Genomic DNA, 15,043 nt, shown 5'->3' with positions numbered 1-15,043 from the left:
GTCCGTGTCACCCCTCCGGCGTACGGACGCGCCGCGGGCAGGTAGGTTCTGGGGCGTGAGCGAGAACTCCCCCAGCCAACACGACAAGCTGCCCATCCGGATGCTGCACGACCGCGTGCTGGTCAGAACCGACATCCCGGAGGGCGAGCGGCGCTCGTCCGGCGGCATCCTCATCCCGGCGACGGCGGAGGTCGGCCGGCGGCTGGCCTGGGCCGAGGTGGTGGCCGTGGGGCAGAACGTCCGTACGGTGACGCCGGGGGACCGGGTGCTGTACGACCCGGAGGACCGGGCCGAGGTCGAGGTGCGCGGGGTGGCGTACGTACTGATGCGGGAGCGTGATCTGCACGCGGTCGCCGCCGACCGGTTCGAGGGGTCCCAGGACTCGACCGGGCTTTATCTGTAGGGCGCCCCCGCCCAGGGCGCAGACGTCGGCGGTCGTCTCCCCGCGGGCTGTTTGCTACGTTGGGGTGAACCCGACGAGACGCGCCGTACCGGGTCAATCGAAAGACGACGCACCTGTTGTCCGTGCTTTCTGTGCCGGAGGTGCCGTCATGGCGTGGGTTCTGTTGGTCGTCGCGGGTCTGGTCGAGGTCGCCTGGTCGATCGGGATGAAGTACACCGAGGGGTTCACGCGGCTGTGGCCGAGCGTGTTCACGGGTGCCGGGATCGTGGTCAGCATGGTGCTGCTCGCGCAGGCGGCGAAGACGCTGCCGATCGGTACGGCGTACGGCGTGTGGGTCGGGATCGGCGCGGCCGGTGCGGCGGTGCTCGGCATGGTGGTGCTGGGGGAGCCGGTGTCCGCCGCCCGGATCTTCTTCGTCTCGTTGCTGGTGGTGGCCGTGGTGGGGCTGAAGGTCACGTCCGGGCACTGAGCGCGGCGCCGGAGTCCTGGCGCTGCGGGGCCGCGGGCGGACCCTGTCCGGCCGTACCGGCGTCGGGCGCGCCTCCCGGGGGTCCCTGGTCCCGCGCGTCTCCCGCGCTGCCGCCGCCCGCGGTGTCTCCCGGGCCGCCCTGGCCGCCGACGGGCGGTCCCTGGCCGGCGCCGCCGCCCGTGGTGGTCGTACCGCCGTCCGTGCCGCCCGGCGGCGGGGGGCGGTGGCCCGGGGGCGGGCTCTGGCCTCCGTCGGCGCCGCCGGTGGTGGCGCCGCCCGCGCCGTCCGCGCCCCCCGTCCGGCCCTGTGACGGGCCCTGGGTCTGCCCCTGTGTGCGGCCCGGGGTGCTGGGCCGCGGCGAGGCGCTGCCGGGCATGCCGGACTCCAGCGACTGCTCCGGGTCCGGCGAGGCGCTCTCCTCGGCGCCGGCCGCGACCTGGAGGTCGAAGTCCTGTACGGGGGTGGCGCGCAGCGCGGCCGCGGTGTATTCGCCCCAGATGGCGGCGGGCGCGCCGCCGCCGTTGATCCGGGCCTGGCCGAGCGCTCCGTACAGCGGCTTCTGCTGGGCCGTCTTCGGGTCGGCGCCCATGACGGCGACGACGGTGGCCAGGTTCGGGGTGTATCCCGCGAACCAGGCTGCCCGGTCCTCCTCCGCCGTGCCGGTCTTGCCCGCCGCGGGGCGGCCGGCGGACAGGGCGGCGGTGCCGGTCCCGCCGTCGACGACGCCGCGCAGCACGGCGGTGGTGGTGTCGGCGGCCTCCCGGCTGACGGCCCGGGTGGCGGCCCGCCGCGGCAGTGCGACGTCCGTGCCGTTCTTGGTGACTTTGGTGACGAGCGTGTACGGGACGCGCTCGCCGTGGTGGGCGAGGGTCGCGTACGCCTGGGCCATGTCGAGGACGCTCGGGGTGGCCGGGCCGAGGGCGATGGAGGGGGAGGCGGTGAGGTCGGGGGTGTTGGCCGGGATGCCGAGGGCGACGGCCGTCTTCCTGACGGTGGCGGGGCCGACGTCCTGGGCGAGCTGTGCGTAGACCGCGTTGACGGACTTGTCGGTGGCGGTCCTGATGGTGATGGGGCCGTAGTCCTTGTCGTCCTCGTTGGCCGGGGCGTAGCCGGTGGGTCCGACGGGGCCCTGGACCATGTGGCCGGTGTCGCCGTCGTAGACGGTGTTGGGGGTGATGGTCCGGCCGTCCTGGGTCTCGGAGCCGTTCTGGACGGCGGAGGCGAGGACGAACGGCTTGAAGGTGGAGCCGACCTGGTAGTCGCGGCGGGTGGCGTTGTTGACGTACTGCTTCGTGTAGTCGATGCCGCCGTACATGGCGACCACCCGGCCGGTCGCGGGGTCGATGGAGGTACCGCCCACCCGGACGTTGCGGTCGGCGGCGCGGCTGCTGTCGAGCTGCGAGGTGACCTGGTTGCCGACGGCCTTGACCAGCGCGTTCTGCTTCTTGCGGTCGAGGGTGGTGGTGATCCGGTAGCCGCCGGTGGCCAGGGTGTCGGCGCCGATGATCCGGTGGCCGGCCAGGTAGTCCTCGACGGCCTGGACGAGGTAGCCGCGCTGCCCGGAGAGGCCGGTGGCCGCGGAGCGGATCGGGCCGGGCTCGGGGAACTTCAGGGTGGCGCGGGTGCGGGCGTCGAGCCACTTCTCCTTGACCATGCCGTCGAGGACGTAGTTCCAGCGGGCGACGGCGGCGGGCTTGTTCTCGGGGTGGACGACGACGTCGAACTCGCTCGGCGCGTTGAGCAGCGACGCGAGGTAGGCGCCTTCCGCCGTGGTGATGTCCTCGACGTCCTTGCCGTAGTACGCCTGCGCCGCGGCCTGGATGCCGTACGCGTTCCGGCCGAAGAAGCTGGTGTTCAGATAGCCCTGGAGGATCTGTTCCTTGGACTGTTCGCGGTTGAGCTTGATCGCGATGAAGAACTCCTTGGCCTTGCGGGCGATCGTCTGCTCCTGGCCGAGGTAGTAGTTCTTGACGTACTGCTGGGTGATGGTGGAGCCGCCCTGGGTGCCCTTGCCGGTGGCGGTGTTCCAGGCGGCGCGGACCATGCCCTGCGGGTCGACGGCGGGCTCGCTGTAGAAGCCGCGGTCCTCGGCGGCGAGCACGGCCCGCTGCACGGTCCTGGGCACCTGTGCGAGCTGGACGTTCTCGCGGTTGACGGCGCCGTCGCGGGCGATCTCCGTACCGTCCGCGTACAGGTACACGTTCGACTGGGCGGTGGCCGCGGCGTTGGCGGCCGGGATGCCGACGAGCTTGTAGCCGAGGGCGAAGCCGCCGATCGCGAGGAGCGCGCACACCAGGAACGCGCCGAGCACCATGCGCCGGGACGGGAGGAAACGGCGCCGGCGCCGACCGGTCCGCTGCTGTGGCTCGTCGTTCATGTGTCTGGAGACCCCTCGGCCGTGGCCGAAGGTTGACTCCCCGGCATAACGGTGTCGTATCAGTCCATTCGTAACGCAGGCATAAGAAACGCTGCGCAGCCCTATGAAACACGGCCAGAACGGTCCGGAGGGCCGGACGCGATGGGCCGGAGCGGTGGTACCCGGATATTCGGCCGGATGTCCGGTCGCGATATCTGGTCGCGATATCTGGTCGCGATGTCTGGTCGCGATGTCCGGTCGCGATGTCCGGTCGCGATGTCCGGTCGTGGTGTTCGGTCGTGGTGTCCGGTCTCGATATTCGGTCGCGGTGGCCCGTCCGGCCGGACTAGGGTCGTGCGCTTTGGTGCCTGCGGCCTGACGGCCCGGGACGGAAGAGAAAGGGGCCCTTCGTGCGGCTCTACTTAGCGGTGGCCGCAGGAGGGTTCCGGCGTCACGCGACGTACCGGGTGGCCACCGTGGCCGGTGTGTTCACCAACACGGTGTTCGGCTTCATCATCGCGTACACCTACACCGCCCTCTGGGACGAACGGCCCCAGCTCGGCGGTTACGACCTCTCCCAGGCCGTCACCTTCGTCTGGCTCGGCCAGGGGCTGCTGATGACCTGCGCCATGATGGGCGGCGGCTTCGAGGACGAGCTGATCGAGCGCATCCGTACCGGCGACATCGCCGTCGACCTCTACCGCCCCGCCGACCTCCAGCTCTGGTGGCTCGCCGGGGACCTGGGCCGCGCGGCCTTCCATCTGCTGGGGCGCGGCATCGCGCCGATGGTGTTCGGCTCGTTCGTCTTCGACCTGGCGATGCCGGGCTCGGCGCTGGTCTGGCCGGCGTTCCTGCTCGCCGTGTTCCTCGGGGTCGTCGTGAGCTTCGCGATCCGCTATCTCGTCGCGCTCTCCGCGTTCTGGCTGCTGGACGGCGCGGGCGTGGCGCAGATCTCGTTCCTGGCGGGGACGTTCTTCTCCGGGCTGCTGCTGCCGCTCACCCTCTTCCCCGGGGTGCTGGGCGAGATCGCGCGGGCGCTGCCCTGGTCCTCGCTGCTCCAGGTCCCCGCCGATGTGTTCCTCGGCCGGCGGGCCGGGTGGGACCTGGCGGGGGCGTACGCGTTCCAGGCCGGCTGGGCGGCGGCGCTGCTGGTGGCCGGGCGGCTGCTCCAGGGCGTGGCGACGCGCAGGGTGGTGGTCCAGGGTGGCTGACGAGACGCTGTCGGACCTCTCCGGCCGGGGACGGTCCGGGACACCGGAGCGCGACCGGCCGGAGGTGTGGATTCCGCGGGCCTCGCGTGCGGCGGTGCTGCGGGACGGGCTGCGGGCGTACGGACTGATCGTCGCCATGTGGATGCGCTCCACGATGACCTACCGCGCCTCCTTCGCGATGACGGCGCTGGGGAACTTCGCGGTGACCGTCTTCGACTTCGTGGCGATCCTCGTGATGTTCACGCACGTCGACGCCCTGGGCGGCTTCTCGCTGCCCGAGGTGGCCTTCCTGTACGGGACGTCCGCCACCGCCTTCGGCCTCGCCGACCTGCTCCTCGGCTCGATGGACCGGCTGGGGCGCCGGGTGCGCGACGGCACGCTCGACACGCTGCTGGTACGGCCCGTCCCCGTACTGGCGCAGGTCGCGGCGGACCGGTTCGCGCTGCGCCGGGTGGGCCGGGTCGTCCAGGGGCTGCTGGTGCTGGGGTACGCGCTGCTCGTCGTGGACATCGACTGGACGTCCGTACGGGTGCTGATGGTGCCGATGATGGTGCTCTGCGGGACGGCGATCTTCGCCTCCGTGTTCGTGGCGGGCGCGGCGTTCCAGTTCTGGGCGCAGGACGCGGCCGAGGTGCAGAGCTCGTTCACATACGGCGGGACGACGCTGCTCCAGTACCCGCCGACGCTCTTCGCGAAGGACCTGGTGCGCGGCGTGACGTTCCTGGTGCCGCTGGCCTTCGTCAACTGGATCCCGGCGCTCTACGTGCTGGGCCGGGAGAACCCGCTGGGGCTGCCCGCCGCGGTCGCGTTCCTGCCGCCGGTGGTGGCGTGCGGGTGCTGCGCGCTGGCGATGGCGGCGTGGCGGGCGGGGCTCCGGGCGTACCGCAGCACGGGGAGCTGAGCCGGGTGCGGAGGAACGGGGCCGGTGCAGGAACGCCGGGACAGGGACCGGAACGCCGGGACTGGAACAGGAACGCCGGGACAGGCACAGAACAGGGAACGGAAGAGAGAGGGCACGCGGATGACGACGGACGACGCGGCGGGTTTCATCGAGCTGGACGGCGTCGAGAAGGTCTTCGACGTGCGCCGGAAGACCGGCCCGCTGCGCCGCGAGAAGCACCGGGTGCGGGCGGTCGACGGCATCAGCTTCCGGGTGCCGCGCGGCGAGATGGTCGGCTACATCGGCCCGAACGGCGCCGGGAAGTCCACCACCATCAAGATGCTCACGGGCATCCTCACCCCCAGCGGCGGCCGGCTGCGGGTCGCGGGCATCGACCCGTCGCGCGAGCGTACGCGGCTGGCGCACCGCATCGGCGTGGTCTTCGGGCAGCGCACCACGCTCTGGTGGGACCTGCCGCTGATCGACTCGTACCGGCTGATGCACCGGATGTACCGGATCCCCGACGCCCGGTTCCGGACCAATCTGGAGCGGTGCGTGGAGCTGCTGGATCTCGGTGAGCTGCTTGACGTACCGGTACGGCAGCTCTCGCTGGGCCAGCGGATGCGCGGCGACATCGCGGCGGCGCTGCTGCACGACCCGGAGGTGCTGTATCTGGACGAGCCGACGATCGGGCTCGACGTGGTCTCCAAGGCGAAGGTGCGGGAGTTCCTGCGCGACCTGAACACGGAGCGCGCGACGACGGTGCTGCTGACCACCCACGACCTGACCGACATCGAGCAGCTCTGCAGCCGGGTGATGGTCATCGACCACGGGCGGCTGCTGTACGACGGGGCCCTGGCCGGGCTGCACGAGGTGGGGGAGAGCGAACGGACGCTCGTCGTCGACCTGGAGCGCGAGCTGCCGCCGGTCGACGTGGTGGGCGCGGGGGCGCGGGTGGTGAAGGTGGAGGGGCCGCGGCAGTGGCTGGCGTTCCCGGCGACGGAGTCGGCGGCGCCGCTGGTTGCGCGGATCGCGGCGGAGTATCCGCTGGTGGATCTCTCGGTGCGGGAGCCGGACATCGAGTCGGTCATCGCCAAGATGTACGTGGATCGATCAGCCGTGTGACGTGGGCCTCAGCGGGTGGCTACTCTGCTCCTATGACGAGTGAACGGCCTGAGACGCGTGCCTCCGACGCCGAGCGTGAGCAGGTGGCGGAGCGGCTCCGTGAGGCGATGACCGAGGGCCGGCTCACGATGGAGGAGTTCGACGAGCGGCTCGGCGTGGCCTACAAGGCGCGTACGCACGGCGAGTTGGTTCCGCTGGTACGGGACCTTCCCGCGCCCGGGACGACGACGGACGTGGCGCGGATAGCGGACGGCGCCGTGGCCAGGGACGGGGACGGGGAGAGCGCCCCGACCGCCTGGGCCGACCGCGTCGGCCGCGAACCGGCCACGTCCAAGGGCGCGTTCGCGTTCTGGGGCGGGTTCGGCCGCAGGGGGACGTGGACGGTGGGCCGGAAGTTCACGGCCGTCGTCTTCCAGGCGGGCGGCGAGATCGATCTGCGCGAGGCCCGGTTCGAGGACCGCGACGTGGTGATCCGCTGCTACACCGTCATGGGCGGTGTCCATGTCACGGTCCCGCCGGACATGGACGTCGAGGTCAGGGGCTTCGGCCTGATGGGCGGCTTCGGCGAGGCGCCGCACGACGGATCGGCGGTGAGCCCCGGCTCGCCGCGGGTGATCGTCACCGGGTTCGCGCTGATGGGCGGGGTCGGGGTGGAGCGCAAGCTCCGGGACGCGGAGAAGCGCAGGCTCAAGGAGGAGCGCAAGCGCCAGCGGCTGGAGAAGAAGGCGGAGCGGAAGGAACTGGACTGACCGCCCCGTCTCCGCCTCCGCGCCACCGTCGCGCCTCCGGCTACAGCTCGGCGGGGGCCTTCGCCTCCAGCAGTTCGAGGCTGAGCGAGCGGCCCATCGCCCGGTATCCGGCGTCGCTCGGGTGCAGGCCGTCGCCCGAGTCGTACAGCGGCCTGATCCGCTGCGGGGCGTACGGGTCGCGCACCACCCGGTCGAAGTCCACGACGTCGTCGAAGACCCCGCCCGCCCTGATCTCCGCGTTGACCCGCTCCCGTACGGACTCGGCGGCCGGGCTGTACCCGCGATAGGCGCCGAACGGCGTCAGCGTCGAGCCGATGACGCGCAGCCCGCGCGCGTGCGCCTGCCGGGTCAGCTCCCTGAGCCCGGCGGTGATCCTGGCCGGGTCGCGCTCGGCGCCGCGCAGGATGTCGTTGACGCCGAGGTCGATGACGACGGTCCTGGCCCCGGCGCGTTCGAGGACGTCGCGGGAGAAGCGGGAGACACCGCTCGCGCCCTTCCGGTCCCGTACGGAGTCCGCCAGGATCCGGTTGCCGCCGATGCCCTCGTTGAGCACGGCGATGTCCCGGTCGCGCAGCCGGGCCGCGAGGATGTCCGGCCAGCGGTGGTTCGCGTCGGGGCGGGAGCCCACGCCGTCGGTGATCGAGTCGCCGAAGGCGACCACGGCCCCCCGCGCGTCGCGGTTCTGGACGTCGACGGCGGTCAGATACCGCCAGGACCTGCTCGGCTCGGTGTACGGGACCCCGGTGGTGTCCCGCGTGCGGTCGCCGTCGGCGAGGTACGAGGTCTGGAGCGCGTACGGGTGGTACGTGACGGGCCCGCTCGCGACCGGTGTGTGGAGCGTGACCAGCAGATCGCCGTCGTAGGGCACGCGCATCACCACCGGGTCGCTGATGATCTGCCCGCCGGCCGGTATGGTCACCGCGGCCCGCCCGCCGAAGGAGAGCTGCCGCAGGGTCCCTCCGGCCGCGCGCGGGCCGCCCGCGCCGACCGCGACGGAGGCGTGGCCGACCAGGAGCGGGGTGGGGCTGTAGAGGTTGGAGAGGGTGACCCGGACGCCGGTACCACCGATGGTGGTGTGCACGACGTTACGGATGGAACGCCCGGGATAGCCGTACGGGACGTCCTTCTCGGCCCCGGCCGGGGCGGTGGCCCACGTTCCGGTCCAGGCGTCGGCGGAGGCGGGCGCGGCCCGGCCGCCGGTGGACGGGGCCTGGGCCCGCGCCTCTCCCGTACCGCCGCCGCCCGTCGCCGCGCCGTTCGGGCCGGACGTACCGTTCGAGCCGGACGCCGTGCCGTTCGAGCCGGACGTGCCGTTCGGGCCCGCCGTACCGTTCGGGCCCGCCGCGATGCCGGAGGGGGCCTCCGACCCCGCGGCCAGCAGGCCGAACCCGCCGAATATGGCGGCGCACACCAGCGCCACCACCCCTATCAGCCCCCCGAGCAGGGCAAATCCGCGCTGTCTGGTCATGTCCCCCGTATCCCCTCACCCCTGCGTTCGCCTCCATCATCCGGCATCGCCCGGGGAACTCGACGCGCGCCCCGGGAGTACGTCAGGAAGGGACAATGTGTACGAGTGGGTCCGGCCACGAGGCCCATGAGCATGAGGCCCATGAGTGTGTACGCGGACGGGTGGAGCGGATGGAACGTACGGATCCGGACAAGTCGGCTCCGCGTGAAGAGCTGACGCCGGGAGCGGCAGAGGCGGCAGGGGCGACAGGCGCGGCGGGGGCCGCCGGGCCGGCCGGGGGGCCGAGGGCGGCGGCTTCCGGCGGGACGGGCGCCAGGCGGCCGGCGACCCTGCCCGGCTTCTCCTACACGGCCGCCGACGAGGAGAAACGGCGCGGCGTGCGCCGGATGAAGGCCACCGCCACCGGCCTGCTCGTCTTCGTCGCGCTGGTCTTCGTCCTCGCGACCTGGGCGAAGAACTCCGGCGCGGGCCCCTGGGCCGGCTATGTCGCCGCGGCGGCCGAGGCGGGCATGGTCGGCGCGCTGGCCGACTGGTTCGCGGTGACGGCGCTCTTCCGGCACCCGCTGGGCCTGCCCATCCCGCACACCGCGATCATCCCGCACAAGAAGGACCAGCTCGGCGCCTCGCTGGGCTCCTTCGTGGGGGAGAACTTCCTCTCCGCCGATGTCGTACGCACCCGGCTGCGCGCCCTCGGCATCGGCGGCCGGCTCGGTACCTGGCTCGCCGAGCCCGACCACGCCGACCGCGTCACCGCCGAGCTGTCGACGGCGCTGCGCGGCGCCCTCACCGTGCTGCGGGACGCGGACGTCCAGGCCGTCGTCGGCGAGGCGATCACCCGCCGCGCGGACGCCGCGGAGATCGCGCCGGGCATCGGGAAGACGCTGGACAAGGTCGTCGCCGACGGCGCCCACCACCGCGCCGTCGACCTGATCTGCGCGCGGGCGCACGACTGGCTGGTGGAGCACGGGGACTCGGTCATGGACGCGGTCCAGGGCGGCGCCCCGGGGTGGACGCCGCGCTTCGTGGACCGCAGGATCGGGGACCGCGTCTACAAGGAGCTGGTGCGCTTCGTCACCGAGATGCGCGACATGCCGGCGCACCCGGCGCGCGGCGCGATCGACCGCTTCCTGCGCGACTTCGCCGCCGACCTCCAGTCGGACACGGACACCCGGGCGCGGGTCGAGCGGCTGAAGTCGGAGCTGCTGGCGCGGCCCGAGGTGCAGGACATCATCGCCTCGGCCTGGGCGTCCGTACGCACCATGATCATCTCGGCGGCCGAGGACGACCGCAGCGAGCTGCGCCTGCGGGCGCGCGCCTCGCTGCTCTCGCTGGGCGGCCGGCTGGCGACGGACGACCGGCTCCAGGGGAAGGTGGACGGGTGGGTCGAGGACGCGGCGGCCTATCTCGTCTCCACGTACCGGGGCGAGATCACCTCGCTGATCTCGGACACCGTCGCGAGCTGGGACGCCGCCGACACCTCGAAGAAGATCGAGGCCAACATCGGCCGGGACCTCCAGTTCATCCGGATCAACGGCACGGTGGTCGGCGCGCTGGCCGGGCTGCTGATCTACACGGTGTCGCACGCGCTGGGCGCGTGAGAATCCCGGCCCAGGCCCGATCGTAGAAAAGTGCTGGGCGCGTGTACCGGACCCTGTCGTCCGTTCACGCGCCCAGCCACCATGGGGGAGTTGCCGTTAAGTACGCGGCCCGGCCCCGGGGTGTTCAACGCGTACGAAAAAACTTTTCTGCGGCTCACGGCGATGCTGTCGCGCCGGTCCTCCTGGGCTCCTGACCGTTCTCGACGATCCGGCCGTCGCTCAGCTCCACCACCCGGTCGGCCAGTTCGAGCAACTGAGGGTCGTGCGTGGCGACCAGCGCGGTCGCGCCCTCGCTCCGTACGACCGTACGCAGCAGCTCCATCACCGCGAGCCCGGTGTGCGCGTCCAGTTGGGCGGTCGGCTCGTCGGCGATCAGCAGGGCCGGCCGGTTGGCGAGGGCGCGGGCGATGGCCACCCGCTGCTGCTGACCGCCGGAGAGTTCGCCCGGGCGCTGCGCCGCGTGGTCGGTGAGGCCGACGAGGGCCAACAGCAGCGCCACCCGCTCCTCGCGCTCACGCGCCGCCGCCTTGCGCAGCCGCAGCGGCACGCCCACGTTCTCCGCCGCGGTGAGGATGGGGATCAGGCCGAAGGACTGGAAGACGAATCCGACGCGGTCGCGGCGGAGTTCCAGGAGTTCGTTCCCGCCGAGTGACGAGAGGTCGGTGCCGTCGACGACGACCCGGCCCCGGTCCGGCGCGTCCAGGCCGCCGATCAGGTTGAGCAGTGTGGTCTTGCCGGCCCCGGACCGCCCTTTGAGGGCGACCAGTTCACCCCGCGGGACGTCGAGGGAGGCGCCGCGCAGCGCGTGGACGGCGGTGGGGCCGGTGCCGTACGAGCGGTGCAGGTCCTCGACGCTGACCATCGGGCCGGACGCGCCGGGGGGTGGGGTGGTGTTCCGCCCGGCGCCGGTGTCGTGCGTGCCGGTGTCGTGGGTACCCGTGTTGTGCGTACCTGTGGTGTGCGTGCCGGTGTCGTGCGTGTTGGTGTGTTCCGTCATGGGCGCATCCCCTGCGCGTCGTGGCCTGTGGTGTCGCCCGGCCACAGTATGTGCGGGCACCGCAGGGTAGGCAATGGGATGGTTTTCTGTTTGGCTGGGCGTGGATCGACGGGGGAGACCCGGAGAGGGAGCCGTTCTGCCGGACGGCGCACGGGTTGTCGGGGGAAGTGTGACGGGGTTCGTTTTTCTGCGCGCGGCGGGGCATCGGCTGCTGCTGGCCGCCGCGCTGCTCGCGGTGGTGCTGACCACCTGTGTGCTCGCCTCCCTCACCGCGTTCTCCACCTCGGTGGGGGACACCGCCCTGCGCGAGACGCTGCGCGGCCGGGACGCCGCCTCCGCCGTGCTCGTCATCAGCGCGGACGTTCCGGAGCGGGAGCGGGACGCGGCGCAGCGGGCCGTGGTCCGAGGCGCGCGCGAGTCGTTCGACGGGCTGCCGGTGACCGTACGGAAGCTGGAGCGCTCGGGACCGTACGCGCTGCCCGAGTCGCTCCGGGCGTCCACCGCGCCCGTGGCCGGGGACAAGCCGGACCTGACGCACTTCGCCGCCCTGGACCGCTCCCGGATCACCCTGGTGGCGGGCGAACTGCCGGGCACGGACGCGAGTACGGGCACGGACGCGGGCGCAGGTGAGGACGCGGACGGGAGCGTCCCCGTGGCCCTGCCCGAAGAGGCCGCCCGGCGGCTGGAGTTGGCTCCGGGCGCGCGGATCGCGCTCACCGACCGGCTCACCGACGACCGGCTGACCGTCCGGATCACCGGGGTCTACCGGGCCACCGACCCCACCGACCCGTACTGGCGGCTGGACGCGCTCGGCGGGCGCGGCATCCGCGAGGTCGACTTCACCACCTACGGCCCGCTCCTCACGGACGCGTCCGTCCTCGCCGCCGGGCAGGTCTCGCGCGCCGCCACCGGCTGGCTGGCCGCCGCCGACTACCGGGGCATCACCACCGACCGGCTCGACGCCCTGCGCACCGCAGCCACCCAGGTCCCCGAGCGGCTGCGGGAGGAACCGGCGCTCGGCGGCGCCGCGACGGTGACCACGGCGCTGCCGGCCCTCCTCGACCGGACCGAGCGGGCGCTGCTGGTGTCCCGGTCCGCTCTGGTCATCGTCGCGCTCCAGCTGCTGCTGCTCGCCGCGTACACCCTGCTCCTGGTGGCCCGGTCGCTCGGCGCGGAACGGGCGGGCGAGACCGGCCTGTTGCGGGCGCGCGGCGCCTCGCGCGCCCGGCTGGCCGCGCTCGCCGCCACGGAGGCGCTGTTCCTGGCGCTCCCGGCGGCCCTCTGCGCCCCGCTCCTCGCGGCCCCGCTGACCGGCCTGTTCGCTCGTTCGTCCGCGCCCGGCGACGGCGCGGCGGGCGACGGCGCGGCGGGCGCGGGGACCGGCCTCGGTGACCTCCCGCCCTGGCCGGTGTGGCTCGTCGCGGCGGCGGTCGCGCTCGGCTGCGCGGCGGTCGTCGTCCTGCCCGCCCTCGCCGGGAACGCCGGGGCGCCCGGGACCGCCGAGGCGACCGGCGGCGGGCGCGGCCGGGCCGCCGCCCTGCCCGCACCCGTACGGGCGGGCGCCGACCTCGCGCTGCTGGTCGTCGCGGCCCTGGCCTACTGGCAGTTGGACCGGCAGACCGGCACCGGGACGGGAGCCCTCGGCAGCGACCGCGAGGGCCGCCTCGGCATCGACCCGCTGCTCGTCGCCGCGCCCGCGCTGGCGCTGCTCGCCGGTACGGTGCTCACCCTGCGCCTGCTGCCGCCCCTGGCCCGGCTCGCCGAGCGCCGCGCCGCGCGCAGCCGCGCGCTGCCCGGCGCGCTGGCCGCCCACCGCCTCGCCCGCCGGTCGCTGCGCGGCGCCGGGCCCGCCCTGCTGCTGGTCCTCGCGGTGGCGACGGGCCTGCTCGCCCTCGGCCAGAGCGCGTCGTGGGACCGTTCGCAGCGCGACCAGGCGGACTTCGCCACGGGCGCGTCGGTACGCGTGCTGGACGGCAGGCCCGCCGACCCCGGCCAGGCCGGTCTCTACGCCGCGCTGCCGGGGGTACGCCAGGTGGCCCCCGCGCACCGTACGGAGGCGGGCCTCTCCGGCGGCCTGTCGGCGACCGTACTCGCGCTGGACACGGCACACGCCGACGAAGGACTGCTGCTGCGCGCCGATCTCGCCGACGAACCCGCGGAGAGCCTGCTGGGCAGGGTGACCGCCGGGGTGACGAAGGAAGGGGCGGACGAGGGGGCGGACGGGCCCGTACGGGAAGACCGGGAACGTACCGGGATCGCCCTGCCCGACGACACCCGCCGGCTCGGCCTCGACGTGCGGCTCACGGCCGGGAAGAACGCCTCGGGCGCGCCGCCGACCGGGCGCACCGCCGCCCTGCTGGTGGTGGTCGAGGACCGCTACGGCATCCCGTACCGGCTCAGCGCCGGACAGGTGCCGGTCGACGGGCGGCTCCACCGGGCCACCGTCGATCTCGACCTGACCGCCGCACGCACCCACAGCGCCCCGGCCGGGCCGCTCCGCCTGACCGGGCTGCGGCTCGGCGGGGTGGCCGGGCAGGAGTCCGAGCAACACCGGCTGACCGTCGAGCGGTTGCTCGCCACCGGAGACACCGGAGACACCGGAGACACCGGAGACACCGGAGCCACTGACGCCACCGGAGCGGCGGGAGCCACCAAAGCCGGCCCCGCGCCCGCCTCCGTCCCCGTCCCCGTCCCGGCCGACGTGCGCTGGCGCGGCAGCGCCACGGTGACGGCCGGCGCCGGGGAGAGTGAGCCGAAGGACCTGGAACCGACCGCGTCCGCCCCCGACTCCGCATCCCCGTCCGCCCCGGCGCTCCTGACCGTCACGTACCCGACCGGGCAGGCCTCCCAGGACTCCGGCTTCTTCTCCGTACGGCTCGATGTCGTGGGCGCCGCCGCCCCCGAGCGGATCGCGGCCGTCGCCACCGACGCCTTCCTCCGTGCCACCGGGGTCACCCTCGGCGGCAGTGTCGACCTGACGCTGGCGGGCGAGCAGGTCCGGGTGACCGTCGTGAAGACCGTACGGGAGCTGCCCACGACCGGATCGGCGACGGGCACCGGCACGGACACCGACCCGGACCCGGCCGCGGCGACCGGCGCACCGGCGGACGCACAGGCAGTCACGGGCGCGGACACCGGCGGCGGCGGTGCCCTCCTCGTCGACCTGCGGGCCGTCAACGCGGCTCTCGCCGCGCGGACCGACCGCTCCCTCGCCCCCACCGAGTGGTGGCTGAGCACCGCCCCCGGCGCCGCCGCGCAGGTCGCCGCCGCGCTCCGCGACCGCTCCGACGGCACCGAGCCCGCCCGGGTGCTCGTACGCGACGAGACGGCGGCCGGACTGCTCGGCGACCCGCTCGGCGACGGGCCGCGCTCCGCGCTGATCGCCGTCGCGCTGGCCGCCGCCGCGCTCTCCGCCGTAGGCTTCGCGGTCGGCGCCGCCGCTTCCCTGCGCGAGCGGACCGCCGAACTCGCCGTCCTGCGCGCCCTCGGAGCGCCCCGCCGGGGACTCGCCCGGCTGGTGGTGACGGAACAGGGCGTGCTGATCGGCATCGGCCTGGCCGTCGGCGCGGCGCTCGGCGTCCTGCTGACTCGGGCGCTCGTCCCGCTGACCGTGCTGACCTCCGGCGCGGCCCGGCCCGTCCCCCAGGTGCTCGCGGAACTCCCGCTGCCCCAGGTGACCCTGTTCCTCGCGGGCGTAGCGGCCGTACCCCTGCTGATCACCGCCGTCCTCGCCGCCCGGCGCGGCGCCGGCCTCGCGGCCGCGCTCCGCCACCAGAGGGACCACTGA

General features: G+C 73.8%; 11 protein-coding genes and 1 riboswitch. Of the genes, 8 read left to right on the top strand and 3 right to left on the bottom strand.

The features are described from left to right. Positions 1-100 precede the first annotated feature (100 nt). On the top strand, positions 101-403 hold the full coding sequence (locus ACFXKG_RS08380) for a co-chaperone GroES (protein WP_329827408.1): 303 nt from the start codon (positions 101-103) through the stop codon (positions 401-403). Between the two features lie 47 nt (positions 404-450). Further along, a riboswitch (guanidine-III (ykkC-III) riboswitch) is annotated at positions 451-517 on the top strand. 34 nt (positions 518-551) lie between these two features. Continuing rightward, the gene (locus ACFXKG_RS08375; RefSeq protein ID WP_384834298.1) at positions 552-872 is read left to right on the top strand and encodes a DMT family transporter; all 321 of its coding nucleotides are present in this window, start codon (positions 552-554) and stop codon (positions 870-872) included. On the opposite strand, the gene ACFXKG_RS08370 is transcribed toward ACFXKG_RS08375, so the two are convergent. Beyond that, positions 856-3,312, bottom strand: coding sequence for a transglycosylase domain-containing protein (locus ACFXKG_RS08370; RefSeq protein WP_384834532.1), 2,457 nt, complete (start codon positions 3,310-3,312; stop codon positions 856-858). The two genes, ACFXKG_RS08375 and ACFXKG_RS08370, sit on opposite strands and share 17 nt — an antisense overlap. Before the next feature lie 326 nt (positions 3,313-3,638). Between ACFXKG_RS08370 and ACFXKG_RS08365 the strand changes: the two genes are divergently transcribed. The 4 genes from ACFXKG_RS08365 to ACFXKG_RS08350 all read left to right on the top strand — a co-directional run bounded on the left by ACFXKG_RS08365 (position 3,639) and on the right by ACFXKG_RS08350 (position 7,193). After that, positions 3,639-4,439 carry an ABC transporter permease gene (locus ACFXKG_RS08365; RefSeq protein WP_384834295.1) on the top strand — a complete coding sequence of 267 codons (801 nt, stop codon included), beginning with the start codon at positions 3,639-3,641 and terminating at the stop codon, positions 4,437-4,439. 64 nt (positions 4,440-4,503) lie between these two features. Beyond that, positions 4,504-5,340 (top strand): ABC transporter permease, encoded by an 837-nt coding sequence (locus ACFXKG_RS08360; RefSeq protein WP_384834529.1) that lies wholly within the window; start codon positions 4,504-4,506, stop codon positions 5,338-5,340. A 120-nt stretch (positions 5,341-5,460) separates the two neighbouring features. Continuing rightward, positions 5,461-6,444: an ATP-binding cassette domain-containing protein gene (locus ACFXKG_RS08355; protein ID WP_384834292.1), complete on the top strand. Its 984-nt coding sequence runs from the start codon at positions 5,461-5,463 to the stop codon at positions 6,442-6,444. Positions 6,445-6,476: 32 nt separating this feature from the next. Continuing rightward, complete coding sequence (locus ACFXKG_RS08350; RefSeq protein WP_384834289.1) at positions 6,477-7,193, top strand: DUF1707 domain-containing protein; 717 nt, start codon at positions 6,477-6,479, stop codon at positions 7,191-7,193. 40 nt (positions 7,194-7,233) lie between these two features. Here the strand turns inward: ACFXKG_RS08350 and ACFXKG_RS08345 are convergent, their stop codons facing one another. Then, a complete protein-coding gene (locus ACFXKG_RS08345) occupies positions 7,234-8,661 on the bottom strand; it encodes a GDSL-type esterase/lipase family protein (protein WP_384834284.1) in 1,428 nt (475 codons plus the stop codon). 170 nt (positions 8,662-8,831) lie between these two features. Here ACFXKG_RS08345 and ACFXKG_RS08340 point away from each other — a divergent pair, with 170 nt between their 5' ends. Further along, positions 8,832-10,259: a DUF445 domain-containing protein gene (locus tag ACFXKG_RS08340; protein WP_384834281.1), complete on the top strand. Its 1,428-nt coding sequence runs from the start codon at positions 8,832-8,834 to the stop codon at positions 10,257-10,259. Between the two features lie 154 nt (positions 10,260-10,413). Here the strand turns inward: ACFXKG_RS08340 and ACFXKG_RS08335 are convergent, their stop codons facing one another. Continuing rightward, positions 10,414-11,121 carry an ABC transporter ATP-binding protein gene (locus ACFXKG_RS08335; protein WP_384834526.1) on the bottom strand — a complete coding sequence of 236 codons (708 nt, stop codon included), beginning with the start codon at positions 11,119-11,121 and terminating at the stop codon, positions 10,414-10,416. A gap of 304 nt (positions 11,122-11,425) precedes the next feature. Here ACFXKG_RS08335 and ACFXKG_RS08330 point away from each other — a divergent pair, with 304 nt between their 5' ends. Then, a complete protein-coding gene (locus ACFXKG_RS08330) occupies positions 11,426-15,043 on the top strand; it encodes an FtsX-like permease family protein (protein ID WP_384834278.1) in 3,618 nt (1,205 codons plus the stop codon).

It is taken from the genome of Streptomyces sp. NPDC059255, assembly GCF_042752355.1.
Taxonomy (GTDB): Bacteria; Actinomycetota; Actinomycetes; order Streptomycetales; family Streptomycetaceae; genus Streptomyces.
This window is presented reverse-complemented; position numbering and strand designations above follow the sequence as displayed.